The organism is Priestia koreensis (assembly GCF_001274935.1).
Lineage (GTDB): Bacteria > Bacillota > Bacilli > Bacillales > Bacillaceae_H > Bacillus_AG > Bacillus_AG koreensis.
Genome location: NZ_LILC01000013.1, coordinates 201,079 through 214,639 on the forward strand (window position 1 = coordinate 201,079; position 13,561 = coordinate 214,639).

Here is a 13,561-nt window from a genome sequence, read left to right on the forward strand (position 1 = left end):
AACATGGATCATGATCTTATGCTCGTCCTTTTATTCATGGGTTCTATTTGGTTAACGATCTTGCTAATTATGTATTATCTATACGGTCCGCCATCCCTTCGCAAACGGCCTGCGTATACAGCACCTATCGCACTTTCAGTACCTCGTCGTCCTCTAGCTCAAAAACTATCACAGGCTCTAACTATTAGCGGCTACCGGGTGCGGACAAATGAGCCGTTTGGTCCGTACGTCATCAGTCTCGTTATTCCTCAATATAAAATTGCCATCGACCTCATGGAAAATCCATTTTCTCGCTCTTCGTGGGAAATGATGAAGGTAAAGAAAAAGAAGCACTTTTTTCAATGCAAAGGCTGGACGCTATTGCATGTAAGTGAACATCAGCTCAATCGGGAACTCGGAAAAGTGATTAAAAAAATTCAGCGCGAAATCAGCTAATGAAAAAAGACTGCTAGAAGGCAGTCTTTTTTCATTCATTCTCTAATTCTTTAACTGTGATCGGAATGAGCGCTTCCTCAATTTTCTCGCGTTGCTCTTCATACCATTCTGGAAGCATCAGCTTTTCACCTAGCTTTTCTACCTGTTCATCAATTGAGAATCCAGGAGGATCCGTCGCAATTTCAAACAGAATATTCCCATGCTCTTTAAAGTAAATGGCGTTGAAGTAATTTCTGTCTTTTACTGGAGTCACATGATAGCCGCTATTCGTGACGTGTTCTCTCCACTTCTCATGCTCAGCATTATCTTGTGCTCGCCAAGCGATGTGATGAACGGTACCCGCACCTGCAAGACCACGAACGGTTTCATCTGTTTGAATGTCAATGATATTTCCAATCGCTGCTTCTGACTGAAAGCGAATGATCCCATTCTCTTCCCCGATTCGTGTTAAACCTAATACGTGCTCTAATAAATGAGCGGTTTCATTTGGTTTAGCTGACAGCAAAGTCGCTCCCCCGAAGCCTTTAATTGCAACGTTTGGAGTGACATTACCAAAGCTCCACGTGCTGTTCTCTCCGCCTTCTCTTGCTACAATCTCTAAGCGCAAACCATGTGGATCTTCAAAAGATAGTGTGTTTTCGTTAAAACGCACTTCCTCCTTAACCGCTACCTCAAATGTTTCTAAGCGCTTTTTCCAAAAAGGCAACGAGCCTGCGGGAACAACAAACGTTGTGACCCCTACTTGTCCCGTTCCAATTCGACCGCTAATCGCTTTTGGCCAAGGAAAGAAGGTCATGATCGTTCCTGGTGTCCCAGCTTCGTCTCCGAAGTAAAGATGATAGGTGCCTGGATCATCAAAATTAATCGTTTTTTTAATCATTCTAAGTCCTAATATCCCTGCGTAAAAATCAACATTTTCTTGTGGATGACCGACAATGGCTGAAATGTGGTGAATGCCAGCTGTACGCATATTCTCCACTCCTTTTTATTTGTTAATTATCTTTAAATAAATTATTTTTAATTCAAGATAATTATATGAAACGGTGAGCCAAACGTCAAGAGATCCGTATAAATAAAAAAATGGACCACCGAGCGTCTGCTCAGTGCCCCACTATAGCTTACCGAATAATGACGAATCCTTTAAGGTTTCGTACACCCATCATAGCACAACAATTTTTAAAATTCAATTATTTTACACCTTTGTATAAAATTACAATAGGTTAAGCATAGACCTTTATGGGTGAACAGCGCTTAACTTCTTTTCTCTCCACTTTTTGCGCAATTAAGCAGCACGTTTTTCGTTCGCTGTACTTGTGAACGACCTTTCGAAAGGCTTTTCGCGAAGCATTCGGGCTTATCAGTTGATCTGAATAAGATAATTGACTTAGCCAAACGAACCGATTAGAAACGTCTTCTTCCTTTTCTTGTTGGAAACGCGGTGCTAATGTTGTGCAGTAGCCCATATAAATTCAAGCAAACGAGGCTCGCTCGAATAATCGTATTAATCGCATTCTCTTTCATATACAAATTCCCTTTCCTTCTGCTCAAGGTGTTTACGAGTAGGCTTGCTGCCTGAGAAGGAATGGAAATTGATTATAGTTGGTCATCATTACATAGTGAATACCCATCAGTTTGTAAAATTTAAAAGGGTAGTATTTGTTCTTGGTAATGAGCATAATCGGTGCTTGAACGCTCATTTTTACCCTCTCAATTGTATCTAGAATGGACAGTACCACATCATCAATGATGATGACTTGGCGGATACGTCTATTGTGAGGGATATAAGTGTCCTCATGCTCTAACAAAATAACGTCTTCCATCCACATATCATGCAATTGCTGTTTGACCTCTGGATTGTTTGTAACCACTACATGATAGTCATCAAACAAGTAGTCCACAATGCTTTCTAGTTTTTCAGGATTTTGTATACAGATCATTATCCAAGATACTTCGTGTACCATCATCGTTTCTCCCTCTTGTCTATACAGTGCGTAGAAACGAGAAAAAGGCCTCCACAAATACGTTTTCGAGTCATCACAAAATAAACGTGATGGTTTCCCTCTCACTACGCTTACGGAGTTAGCTGTCGGATTCGGGCCATAAGAGTAGCCCTACCTCAAAAAAGGATTCACCCCAAGTATTACATACACAAAATCATGGGTCCCCCGCTCTGTATGGATTCAGCGTTTTTCTTTATTTAGAATTGTTGTTTTTTATAAAACCTGCCATATTCATTTTCTTTGTGTACCAATTCGCTAGCTGGTGTGCTTGCTGATCCTTTGCTGCTAGCTGCTCAATGATTTTAACGTCCTGCACGGATAAATAGCTCATGCTCTCGCTACATTTACATATTTTTCCAGTAAATAATTAAAAAAGGAACAAGGCGATTACCTTGTTTTTTTCAAAAAGGTCACCTTCTCTCACCACGCTTACGGAGTTAGCTGTCGGATTCGGGTCATAAGAGTAACCCTACCTCAAAAAAGGATTCACCCCAAGTGTTAATCTCACAAAAAATGGGTCCCCCGTTTCTAAAAAGAACTCAGCGCTCAGGCTGTATTGAATTATGAATGTAATATTACTCCTGTTAAAAATTGCTGTCAATCCCTATTTTTATCTTTTACTTTAGTGTGTTGAAACTCGCTGTATCGTCACAAGATTCTGTCTAGAAAAGGTGAGCTTGTATAGATCTGGCATGCGAAGCTGTGACCAGCATTCATATCCATAAGCCGCGTCATAGTAATTCATCATGAGCATCATGATGTTCCCGTGAGTACCGATAACAATCGTTTGTCCTTCGTGGGTATGCAGAAGTTTTGTTAACTGTTCTACTGCTCGTTTTTGCGCTTCATCGTTCGACTCTCCGCCTTCCCACGAGAAGGATGGATCTCGCCATACTTTTTGGACAGCGTCTGAAAAGTTTACGAGAGGACGACTTGAAAGAAGACGTTCTCGGAACGCATCCACTAATTGAATCTCTTTTTGATGCGCAAATGCCACCCCTTCAACGGTCTGAATCGCTCGTTTATAAGGACTCGCTATCACACAATCAATGTTTTCGTATTCCAAGCACGCCGTAATTTTATGCGCATCAGCTAATCCCTGTTCGGACAGCGGTCTCCCTAGTTCATCTGGAGTGTACGTCGAATGAGCATGTCTAACGAAGTAAATCGTGGTGTTCATTGTATTTCCCTCCCTATTTTAAACATTCAATCATAATAATCATACTAAGCAAGCCCCCGACAAACGAAAAAGTAGCAGATCTAGCGTTACCATCTCCGTGACTTTCAGGGATTAACTCCTTGTACACAACAAAAAGCATTGAGCCCGCCGCAAACGCTAGTCCATAAGGTACGATCCCTAAAAATTGTTCTGATAGCTGAAGGCCAAGGTAAGAGGAAGCAAGCTCAATAACTGCCGTAAATGCACTAAGCGCAATTGCTTTTTGCTTTGGGACTCCGTTCATGACTAAAAACAAGCAGATTAGAAATCCTTCCGGTATATTTTGTAGACCAATGGAAAAGGAAACTAAATTTCCAAGCTCTGATAACGGACTCGAATAGCTAATTCCGACAGAAATGCCTTCAGGAATGTTATGAATGGCCATTGAGGCAATCACGAGAAGAGGTCCTGATGCTATGGCTGATTGGGTATTGTGATCCAAATCGGCATGCGGCAGGCAGCTTTCCAGTAAAGTAAGAGCCACTGTTCCTAGTAAAATTCCACACGTCAGCACAAATATATTAGATAGCTTTAACGTAGATGGAATAAGTGCATACGTCGAGGCGGCCACCATAATTCCGGCACTATAAGCTAATAGATTATCTTTTAACGGTGTGATACATTGCGAAATAAAAGTGCTGGTAGCGCACCTAAGACTGTACAAAGCGAACTAAATAGAATCCCTATATTCACATCCACGTCTTATATATCCACCTTTATCGCGTATTTCGATGAATATATGTAGTGAATGAAGAAGAAAGAAGGACATGTTTTAAGAAGAAGTCATTTGTTTGGCAATAGCCTCATTATTTAAGAACCAGAGTCGAGATCCTGGCGTGCCGTGCAATAAAAACAGCGGAACTCCTGCTGAGTCACCGTAAATCGTATAAGCAAGCGTGCTTCCATCTTTTAAGCTCATCACATAATCCTTCATTTTTAGAATTATCTCCTTTCTCATAAGAAAGGATTGCCCTCTCTATAGGGGGCAATCCTTCTCTTCAAGCGGCGGTAAGCGCATGCTTCCCAAACCATTTTTTTAGTATCATACTCTGAACAATCATAAATAGATTTCCTGTTATCCAGTATAGAACCAATCCCGCAGGTGAAAAGGATCCAAAGATGAGGATCATAGCAGGTGATAGGAATTGCGTAAGCCGTCTAGCTGGCATACTGCTTCCATTTTGACCATGCTGCATCATTTTCGTCTGCACAAACGTTAACCCAGCGGCAAGCAATGGGAAAACAAAATAGGGATCGGCATGACCAAGGTTCAACCATAGAAAAGAGGATGAACCTATTTCATCAACTCCCCGAATGGCATAATAGACAATCGAGAAAATAGGTAGCTGCACGAGAAGAGGCAAGCATCCGAGTAGTGGATTGGCGCCGTTTTCTTTCATTAGTTCAGCCAGCTCTTTCTGATAGTTTTGCTGACTATCTTTATCTGTTCGCGTATATTTTTCTTTTAGTTCCTGCACTTTGGGCTGTATGTTTTTTGTATTTAGCTGACTCTTATACTGAACAACATTCAGTGGAGAAAGAAGCGTTCGAACACCAAGTGTAAACATCATAATGGAAAATCCAATGCTATGATGAAACCACGCATTTCCCATGTAAATAATAAGTAGAGTGATTGGATAAATGATGTGTTCACTCCAAAGCCCTCCATTAGAATTCCCGCTAATAGATACTGGGGCACAGCCAGTTAACAATAAAAGACTAGCAAACATAATCAATAGTATTTTTCGATTTGTAAACATGTACATTCCTCCCGTATTTTCTCTTTCTTCTAAGAAAATACGAGAATATACGGTCCCTCGTCATCATGTTCACCAATTGCTTCTTGCCTATGTACTGTAAAGACGAATCTATGTTTATAGTACAGACAGGCAACAAAATGATGAACAAGCGTGAGGCTTTTATTACGTACAAGATATACATCTCTTTGCTGAATATGAACGTGCTTTTGCACCGTTTTAAGTGCGGATGTCTTAAGAAGCGCATGCAAAAAAATCGATGCAGTAACAGCAAAGAGGATATAAAGCCATACATCTGGTGCAAAAAACTCCAAGTCATCACGTCCTTTTTTGTCATTATACCATATTTTTCTTTTTTATTCTTTTACTGGTGGATGATTACAAAAAAAGAAAACTTCCTGCACGGAAGTTTTCTCACGGTTTCTGTTAACGATCTTTTAACTCTTGGATGTTCAGGTTACTCTTAATAGATTTAACATACCAGTTGGCTTTCATGTGCTCCTTCTGTTCCCTTTTTGCCTTGTTCTCTAGCTGCTCCACATCTTGCCTTGATAACATCATTTTATTAACCGTCACCCCATTTGTTTATTAGATCGCCGCAAAAAAGGCAACCCTCATAGAGTGAACTACCCTCTTCTACCATGTCAAAACATCTTACCATTCAATTTTGTCTGTTAATTCAGGAAAATCAATAAAAGGATTGCGATTTCCTTGAATAACATAAATCGCCTGATTACGATGTTTCTCATAGCGTGAGACCGGAAATTCGTTATGCCAGCGAATCAGAAGCGTACGATCGATTTGATGGTAAAATTCGTTTTGTATTTCCTCAGGATAGCGAATCAAAAAATAAAGAGTGGCGCGTGCGACAATTCCCTTTCCGTATTCGGGCTCAAAAAAGTTGCCTTCTTGTTTCCCACAGGCGTCGCGAATGCCTGCTACGGATCGTTCAGGGGTGTACTCGGCAAAATCATGATACGGATGGTTGCTGCGCATTGAATTGCAGCGAGGCTCACATGTAAAGAGATGGTGAAGATCACCTTTCATCGGTTCTTGCTTTCGAAACCATGACTGTGGAACAACGTGCTCGCAGTTGTATTTTAGCTTTTGTTCCATTTCGGTAATCGTATGTGGAGGAAGTTCGTTAAAGGAGTAAGTTTCAGCCATCTTTCGTTTTTCGAGCGCTACCTGGTAGTCATGCTTAATGGCTTCTTCTGGATCTTGCTCTTTTCCGGCATAAATGCTTTTTAGCATACCGTTTTCCTGCAAGTCAACCCATGGGTAAAGGTGCTTGCTTGTGCTCTCGTGATACGGAATTTGATGAAAATGAGTTCCTTTGACTAGCTCATGAAGGGCTTGATATAGTTCATGGCCATCTTGTTCAAAGGAAAGCGTTTGATAATAAGCTTCTTTCGTCTCTTTGTCTTCTGCTTCATCGAAATAATGAGTTGGATTCTCTTGTATCCGCCGTTTATGCTCTTCTGCTTGAAGGAGCGCATCGTGAAACGCTAAATCCCAAGCCACTAAATCAGTTCTTAATGCTTCTGAAATGGATAAATGATTCGACCAACGTTTGTTCATCTCTATCCCTCCTTTTTTCTATATCATTCGACAGCTCTAAACAAATTCCCTTTCCTATTCGTCAAAGAACGTTGGATAAATTTCAAAAATAGGAACAATCTACTAATAGATACTTTATGATTTTAGGAGGTTATACAATGCAAAATCTATTTAAACGTGCAGTACCTGCCGTAGGAGCTGTTGCACTCTCCCTCGTGATGAGCGGATGCACCCTACAGTCAGAAGCGAAAAAAATAAATCCCGATACTCACTATGAATTAACGAATCAGCAAATCATGGCTGATGCATGGTATCAAACGGCTGCTGAAACAAGAGCCCTCTATTACCAAGGGTATACTATCGGAACGCTTCGATTAGAAGAAGCTCTCAAAAAAGGCACAAAAAAGAAACCTGCTGTCGTACTAGATTTAGATGAAACAGTCTTAGATAACAGTCCATATCAAGCATCTGCTGTTAAAACGGGAAAGCTTTTTCCATACAACTGGGATAAATGGGTACAACAAGCAGAGGCAAAGGCACTGCCTGGTGCGGTCGACTTTTTAAATCATGCCAATAAAAGTGGCGTCGACATTTACTACATCTCGAATCGCTCAGCGAATCAGCTGGACGCAACGCTTAAAAACTTAAAAATTGTTGGTGCACCTCAGGCTATAAAAGAACACGTGTTACTTCAGCAACCAAATCAGCCTGGTAAAGAGCCTCGCCGTAAAGAAGTAATGAAAGATCATGACATCCTTCTCTACTTTGGGGATAACCTGTCGGATTTTAGCGGTTTTGATCATCAAAGCGTTACCCAGCGAAATTGGAACGCCGATGCCATGCGTGCGCTGTTTGGGCAAAAGCTAATTGTGTTTCCCAATCCAATGTACGGAGATTGGGAAGGCGCACTCTATGACTATGACTACTCAAAGTCTGACCTAGCCAAATCCAAGCTTCGAAAAGATGCTCTTCGTTATTTTGAATAAGTAAAAAGAGACCTCGGCGCTGCTCTGCGCGGGTCTCTTTCTTTTTTTAGGCCTGTTCAGGACGGACAATTTTAGCTGCACTGCGCTGACGAAATAAAATCCACAGCACCGCAAAAATAAAAAAGGCGACCCCTTCGAGCGATAAAATGTACCATGGGTACGGACCTAAAAGATCCAGTAGGCTTCCATGCCCTGGCTTTCGGCTCAAGAACATATAATTGCCTTTAAACAGATGATTAATATACATTATAAACGGAAGCAGAATGTTTAAGAATAACATCGTTTTGGCAAGCGCTCGGAACGTCGGTCTGTAGCCTCGGACCCACGTAAAATACAGCGAGCTCGTAATAATGATGATGTGCGTGTAAAAGAAATGAAAATAGCGAAAGTGCGGGAACGAATAGTATAATTCCGGTGTTAAAATAGCCTGAAGAGCTCCCCCGATGCCAATAAAAAACACAATGTCGTAAATAAGCTTACTGCGCGTAAACAGCAAGATAACAGTAAGCCACAGGCTAATACTGCATAATTCGAGCGGCAAGGAATGCGCAAGCTTCCAGTCCTTAATATGTACGAGCCACAAATTGTAGAGAATTTCCATTGAAGCTAGACTAAGCGCAAAGGCAATTTCAATCTTTTTTAAATGTGAAGACCGTTTTAGATATCCTCTTATGAGCCATAACAAAACAATCATCAGCAGAAGAGCACCAATCGCAAACCAATGTGCCGTTGAATATGCGTGAAACGTATGGTTTTCATGTGTTGCGCCAAAAAACGTCATGCGCTGACCAACCTCTCCTTAAAATGTAAAACCCTATAAGCGTCATACGTTGACCCAAAGAAAAATTCGATATACCCTGCACGTTAAATCCAATTCTTTTCCTGGAGTGTACAACGTTACACTTTATCACAAACTCAAATATTAATGGCAAAATAATGGAAACTTTACAATTATTTTAACTGATGACATCGTTTTTTTACAATGATTCTTTTTAATGGAAAGTGTAACGTGGAAACTATGGTGAATTGGAGGAATTTATTCAGATGACAAACTGCTGGTTTTTAGTAGGTGCAAATCATTCGTTTACTCGCAATCATCAAACTCATAAGAACGGTATTAGTCAAGAAAAACCGTTTCTCACCGATCATTCCCTGTACGAACATTCCCCCTCTACTTGGTTAATCGTTGTGCCACAAACATCTATCAGCATACATATCACGATGAAAAGGCTACTACCAAAAACAGCCCTCCCATGGAAACCTCCAAATAAAAAAACGCTGGTGCATCCCAGCGTTTTTCATTCTTCAATTAATGTATCAAGGCGTGCCTTTTTATGGATGGCCATCATAATGGGCATACCAATAGCCATCACAACAAACTCACCAACTGCTGCAGTTCCCCATGAGTAAAAGAACGGGAAATTGAGCGCAAGCTTCAGCTCAAATGCAATGATAAACATTGTGACTGTGAATACAATTGTATTGACCCACATCCGCTTCCATACACTCTTAATAAAGCGAGCGGTAAAAATGGTAATGACGAGGCCGATGATAGACTGCGCCACACCAAACACAATGTCATATGGCATCATAGGCGAGAAAAAGAGATTAGACAAGAAGACGCCCAGTACAACGCCATAAATGTATTTCTTGTTAAAAACAACAAGGTGGTTAAATATTTCCGGCACGCGAAACTGTATGCTTGAAAAAGCGATGGGCTGTATAATCATGGATACAACAATATACATAGCGGCAAATAGTCCATTAACGGTTAAAGTTTTTATTTTCATCTAGTTATTCTCCTTAGTTTTTTTACGTGGGATGGTTACGAACCACGCCGTGCACAAACACCTAGAGAATCATACAGAAAAATGTCCTAGCCGTCAATGGTAGAGTGACCCTTCTCTTTAGAATGGTTCTTTTTCCAGCGCTCATTCAATTTAATGCTTAGATCTTCCACTTAGAAATGTTTTCCTTTTATACATGTGGGTAAGTATGCTGTGAAGCATACTATTAAGGAGGTTTTTAAAGTGGCAAACACTAATGTTGAGCAGAAAGTTGCACAGATGGATTCTGAAAAAAAAGAACGCATTTTACAAGATTTTGATGAGTTCAAACGCTATTTAGGTGACAAAGTACACAAGGGTGAAAAACTCGGTTTGAACGAAGAGCAACTAGCAAAGGCAACTGAAAAAGTAGCGAACTATTTAGCGGCACACGAAGAACCTCGTAACGCAGAGGAGAATTTGCTTCATGAATTATGGAAAGTAGGAGACAAAGAGCATCAGCATGCGCTCGCTCACATGCTTGTCAGACTTGTACAATAAGTACCACAACATACATCGTGAACGAAAAAGGTGCTTAGAGATACGCCTCTAAGCACCTTTTTCGTTTGGGATCTATTTTACCAGTTTGTAAACGGTGACAGGAAGCAACACACTCACTGTAAATAACTTGATATACAAAGAAAAAAATTGCTGTTTTAATTTCTTCGGCTGCAGCTTCATAGAGCGCTCTCACCTTGCACCCATGTAATTGTTACTTTTACTAGATCCCCCACCCTTCCATTCACTTCTAATTTTTATCATTCCTTTCACATATTGCAACCGTATTTTTTCGTTACAGTAATCTTTTCTACCTTTTTACGATTTTAAAAAACTTTTTCCCGTAAGCGTCGTCTATATTTATTGCAAGGAGGTGCACCCCGTGCAGGAAGTTTTATCAGAAGCATTTGAAACAGAAGACAAGGAACTTTTAATAGATGAAATTATGAATCAGTACGGACAAGATATTTTACGCCTCGTCTATTCATACGTACGAAATAAAGAAGTAGCGGAAGACCTTACCCAAGATATCTTTGTGAAGTGCTACAAGTCCCTTCATACCTATACTGGTAAAGCAAAAATTCGCACTTGGCTATGGCGAATTGCGATTAATCATTGCAAGGATTACTTAAAAAGCTGGCACTATAAACATATGGTGACCGTAGAAACAGAAAAGATTGACCGACCTACTCATACGACAGAGCAGGTCATTATTCAACAGGAAGAAGATGAGGAATTAATTCAGGCCATTATGTCCCTCCCACTCCTCTATCGTGAAGCAATTTACTTATTTTATTATGAGGATTTATCGATTAAGGAAATTGCTCAAATCACAGGCATCGGCACAAATACCGTAAAAACGAGACTTAGACGAGCAAAGGCTCTATTAAAAGAGCAATTGGAGGAATAATGATGGAGAATCGTTTAAAAAAATTGAAGAAATCAATCGATCACTCAGAATACAGTAAATTAACCTTTACAAATGATCACAAACGAAACGTCATGAATCGAATCCGTCAAACGGAAGAACGTGATGAAGATATTCTACTTGCCGTTCTTCAATTACTTGCGGAACCAAAAACCGGTTTTGAACTTACACAGCGCTTACGAAGTCGAGGGATTAAAAAGTTTGAGGAAGACGAAGGAGCTCTATATACGCTTTTACACTCCATTGAACTAAAAAATTGGGTTGGATCGACGTGGAACGATCATAAGCAAAAAGAATACTACCTTCAATCAAAAGGAAAAAAGATCGTAAAGAAAGCCGAGCATCCAACAAAAGCGCTAAACCTCATGGCTTTACTAGAAAGGTAGGACGTACACATGAGTATTAACCGCCGTTCATTTTTACAGGAGGTAAAATCTCATCTATCATCCAAAGAAGCAAAATTAAAAATTGAAGCAGAACTGGATGATCATCTCCTGCGTACAAAGCAGAGCTGGATCGAGAAAGGATTAGAAGAACGAGAAGCTGAAACAAAAGCCGTGCTACAAATGGGAAGCCCCACCCTACTAGGGAAAAAGCTTAATAAGCTGCACCGTCCGAAAGTAGACTGGCTCCTGATTGGTCTCTTGCTTACGATTTTATCCTTTGGCTTATTATCTCTTTTCACGCTCAGCCGCTTCGGCTATAGTGGATTTTCATTTTCGAAGGCAGTGGTTTTTGTCATTATAGGCTTATGTGTATCAATGATCATGATGTTCATTGATTACCGTAAAATTAGGCATCTCGGCTGGCTTTTTTATCTAGCGGGTGCAGGAATTTTAATCGTGATTCACTTCTTTTTCAACATCACGATTAACGGCCGAGCCTATTTATCCATCGCTTCATTTGCGATGGACAGTACAATGGCTATTCCATTTTTCCTTCTTGCTTGGGCGTCCTTTTTTAGCTCTCAAACGTTTCGAATATGGAAATTTCTTTTGTTGTTTTTACTCTCTCTTTTCCTACTTCTTCAAAATAGTACGCTATCGATTATTTATTTGTACAGTGTAACCGTCTTTATCATGCTTTGGTGGAGTCCCTTCACGAAAAAAAGCGTGATTATGATCACGCTCTCGACGTTTGTACTTGTCGGAACGAGCAGCGTCATCTTATGGGGAAAGCTCATGATTTATCAAAAAATGCGTTTTTTGGCCTTTTTACATCCAGACGTTTACGATAACTCTACTCTTTTGTCGGCGCATCGTCTCATTCGTGAGGCCGGCTGGTTTGGGCATGCAATCTCCAAAAGCGCCCTTTCGTCTCCACAAGCAGATCTTGTGTTCGTTAGCTTCACCTACATGTTTGGATGGATTTTGGCCGGCATTTTAGTCCTCTTAATGATCCTTTTGACCGTTCGGATGTTTTACGTGCTGCCGCGCATTCAAGATTCATACGGAAAACGACTTCTCGCAGGTGCTGCCGCTCTTTATACCATTCAGCTGTTAAGCAATCTTGGTATGATCGTAGGATTTTTCCCTATCATTACACTAGCATTGCCGTTTATTAGCTACGGACTAACCCCGATGCTGTTAAACAGTTTTCTCATCGGAATTGCGCTTAGCGTTTACAGAAGAAAAGATCTGCATATGGATCGGGCATAACAAAAGCGTCGGGATTTTACTCCCGGCGCTTTATTTGTCCCACTCACTACTCAACACAGCATGCATGATGACGTCATGTGCCACTCCTGATTGAACCATATACTCTCGTAGCACGCCTTCTTCTTGAAATCCCATCTTTTTGAGAAGCGTCCGTGAGGCCACATTTTCAATAAATACCACCGCTCCAATTCGACTCAGATCATACGTGGCAAATAAATGAGTAACGAGTACCTCAACCGCTTCTGATGCCAAGCCTTTTCCCCAATGAGATGGTGCTAACTCATAGCCAATTTCTGCTCGTTTGTGACGAGGGGCATAGTTATGGAAACCACATGTTCCAATCGTTTTCCCGCTTTCTTTTTCAACAATAGCAAGCCTCATTCCCTGCTTCTTCTCAACCATCACGTTAAAATTCTCAATCATCGCCTTTGCTTCATGCAACGATTGGAGCGGCTCCATTCCGTAATAGGCGAGCACGTGCTTATCGGAAAAGTAGTCATACAGTGCAGGTGCATCTTGTTCTACTAGTTCTCTTAGTACTAATCGCTCTGTTTCAATTGTCGGCATCCTTCGTTCCCCCACTTTCTTTTTACCATTTTAATCCAAAAAATAATAAAAAGAAAGAAGTATATTATACATTCTTAATCGCTGAATGAATTCCGAACGAAAGTCCTATTGCTCGTAATTTCTACAT

General features: G+C 40.7%; 19 protein-coding genes, 1 pseudogene and 3 riboswitches. Of the genes and pseudogenes, 6 read left to right on the forward strand and 14 right to left on the reverse strand.

Annotated features, from left to right (window positions below; genetic code table 11):
• Positions 1-3 precede the first annotated feature (3 nt).
• Positions 4-435 (forward strand): DUF559 domain-containing protein, encoded by a 432-nt coding sequence (locus AMD01_RS10150; protein ID WP_053401290.1) that lies wholly within the window; start codon positions 4-6, stop codon positions 433-435.
• Between the two features lie 31 nt (positions 436-466).
• On the opposite strand, the gene AMD01_RS10155 is transcribed toward AMD01_RS10150, so the two are convergent.
• From AMD01_RS10155 to AMD01_RS10185, 11 genes and pseudogenes are all read right to left on the reverse strand, one after another.
• The gene (locus tag AMD01_RS10155; RefSeq protein ID WP_053401291.1) at positions 467-1,405 is read right to left on the reverse strand and encodes a ring-cleaving dioxygenase; all 939 of its coding nucleotides are present in this window, start codon (positions 1,403-1,405) and stop codon (positions 467-469) included.
• A gap of 250 nt (positions 1,406-1,655) precedes the next feature.
• The gene (locus AMD01_RS24060) at positions 1,656-1,898 is read right to left on the reverse strand and encodes a hypothetical protein (protein WP_157052696.1); all 243 of its coding nucleotides are present in this window, start codon (positions 1,896-1,898) and stop codon (positions 1,656-1,658) included.
• A 90-nt stretch (positions 1,899-1,988) separates the two neighbouring features.
• Entirely contained in the window at positions 1,989-2,372 is a 384-nt protein-coding gene (locus tag AMD01_RS10160; protein ID WP_169775951.1) for a hypothetical protein, read from the reverse strand.
• A 117-nt stretch (positions 2,373-2,489) separates the two neighbouring features.
• A riboswitch (cyclic di-AMP (ydaO/yuaA leader) is annotated at positions 2,490-2,631 on the reverse strand.
• On the reverse strand, positions 2,629-2,766 hold the full coding sequence (locus tag AMD01_RS24065) for a hypothetical protein (RefSeq protein WP_157052697.1): 138 nt from the start codon (positions 2,764-2,766) through the stop codon (positions 2,629-2,631). Its footprint overlaps the riboswitch before it by 3 nt.
• Positions 2,767-2,847: 81 nt before the next feature.
• Positions 2,848-2,990: riboswitch (cyclic di-AMP (ydaO/yuaA leader) on the reverse strand.
• Positions 2,991-3,057: 67 nt separating this feature from the next.
• Positions 3,058-3,615, reverse strand: a complete 558-nt coding sequence (locus AMD01_RS10165) for a histidine phosphatase family protein (protein WP_053401293.1) — start codon at positions 3,613-3,615, stop codon at positions 3,058-3,060.
• Positions 3,616-3,628: 13 nt separating this feature from the next.
• Positions 3,629-4,353, reverse strand: a pseudogene (locus AMD01_RS10170) (ZIP family metal transporter).
• A gap of 73 nt (positions 4,354-4,426) precedes the next feature.
• Complete coding sequence (locus AMD01_RS24070) at positions 4,427-4,612, reverse strand: alpha/beta fold hydrolase (RefSeq protein WP_169775952.1); 186 nt, start codon at positions 4,610-4,612, stop codon at positions 4,427-4,429.
• 40 nt (positions 4,613-4,652) lie between these two features.
• Complete coding sequence (gene yidC, locus AMD01_RS10175; protein WP_053401294.1) at positions 4,653-5,414, reverse strand: membrane protein insertase YidC; 762 nt, start codon at positions 5,412-5,414, stop codon at positions 4,653-4,655.
• Positions 5,415-5,443: 29 nt separating this feature from the next.
• Complete coding sequence (locus AMD01_RS10180) at positions 5,444-5,725, reverse strand: hypothetical protein (protein ID WP_053401295.1); 282 nt, start codon at positions 5,723-5,725, stop codon at positions 5,444-5,446.
• Between the two features lie 112 nt (positions 5,726-5,837).
• On the reverse strand, positions 5,838-5,972 hold the full coding sequence (locus AMD01_RS24910; protein ID WP_281176862.1) for a hypothetical protein: 135 nt from the start codon (positions 5,970-5,972) through the stop codon (positions 5,838-5,840).
• A 93-nt stretch (positions 5,973-6,065) separates the two neighbouring features.
• Complete coding sequence (locus AMD01_RS10185; protein WP_083446507.1) at positions 6,066-6,992, reverse strand: endonuclease I family protein; 927 nt, start codon at positions 6,990-6,992, stop codon at positions 6,066-6,068.
• Positions 6,993-7,129: 137 nt separating this feature from the next.
• On the opposite strand from AMD01_RS10185, the gene AMD01_RS10190 reads away from it, so the two are divergent.
• Positions 7,130-7,957 (forward strand): 5'-nucleotidase, lipoprotein e(P4) family, encoded by an 828-nt coding sequence (locus tag AMD01_RS10190; RefSeq protein ID WP_053401296.1) that lies wholly within the window; start codon positions 7,130-7,132, stop codon positions 7,955-7,957.
• A 46-nt stretch (positions 7,958-8,003) separates the two neighbouring features.
• On the opposite strand, the gene AMD01_RS10195 is transcribed toward AMD01_RS10190, so the two are convergent.
• Both AMD01_RS10195 and AMD01_RS10200 read right to left on the reverse strand, forming a co-directional pair.
• Positions 8,004-8,738: a YwaF family protein gene (locus AMD01_RS10195; protein ID WP_053401297.1), complete on the reverse strand. Its 735-nt coding sequence runs from the start codon at positions 8,736-8,738 to the stop codon at positions 8,004-8,006.
• Between the two features lie 517 nt (positions 8,739-9,255).
• Positions 9,256-9,747, reverse strand: coding sequence for a QueT transporter family protein (locus AMD01_RS10200; RefSeq protein ID WP_053401298.1), 492 nt, complete (start codon positions 9,745-9,747; stop codon positions 9,256-9,258).
• Positions 9,748-9,754: 7 nt separating this feature from the next.
• A riboswitch (PreQ1 riboswitch) is annotated at positions 9,755-9,799 on the reverse strand.
• 224 nt (positions 9,800-10,023) lie between these two features.
• Here AMD01_RS10200 and AMD01_RS10205 point away from each other — a divergent pair.
• The 4 genes from AMD01_RS10205 (at position 10,024) to AMD01_RS10220 (ending at position 12,867) form a co-directional block, all read left to right on the forward strand.
• On the forward strand, positions 10,024-10,284 hold the full coding sequence (locus tag AMD01_RS10205; protein WP_053401756.1) for a DUF3243 domain-containing protein: 261 nt from the start codon (positions 10,024-10,026) through the stop codon (positions 10,282-10,284).
• A 379-nt stretch (positions 10,285-10,663) separates the two neighbouring features.
• Positions 10,664-11,191, forward strand: coding sequence for a sigma-70 family RNA polymerase sigma factor (locus AMD01_RS10210; protein ID WP_053401299.1), 528 nt, complete (start codon positions 10,664-10,666; stop codon positions 11,189-11,191).
• A gap of 2 nt (positions 11,192-11,193) precedes the next feature.
• Positions 11,194-11,595, forward strand: a complete 402-nt coding sequence (locus tag AMD01_RS10215; protein WP_053401300.1) for a PadR family transcriptional regulator — start codon at positions 11,194-11,196, stop codon at positions 11,593-11,595.
• A 9-nt stretch (positions 11,596-11,604) separates the two neighbouring features.
• Positions 11,605-12,867, forward strand: a complete 1,263-nt coding sequence (locus AMD01_RS10220) for an FtsW/RodA/SpoVE family cell cycle protein (RefSeq protein WP_053401301.1) — start codon at positions 11,605-11,607, stop codon at positions 12,865-12,867.
• Positions 12,868-12,897: 30 nt separating this feature from the next.
• Here the strand turns inward: AMD01_RS10220 and AMD01_RS10225 are convergent, their stop codons facing one another.
• Positions 12,898-13,434, reverse strand: a complete 537-nt coding sequence (locus AMD01_RS10225) for a GNAT family N-acetyltransferase (protein ID WP_053401302.1) — start codon at positions 13,432-13,434, stop codon at positions 12,898-12,900.
• Positions 13,435-13,561: the final 127 nt, after the last annotated feature.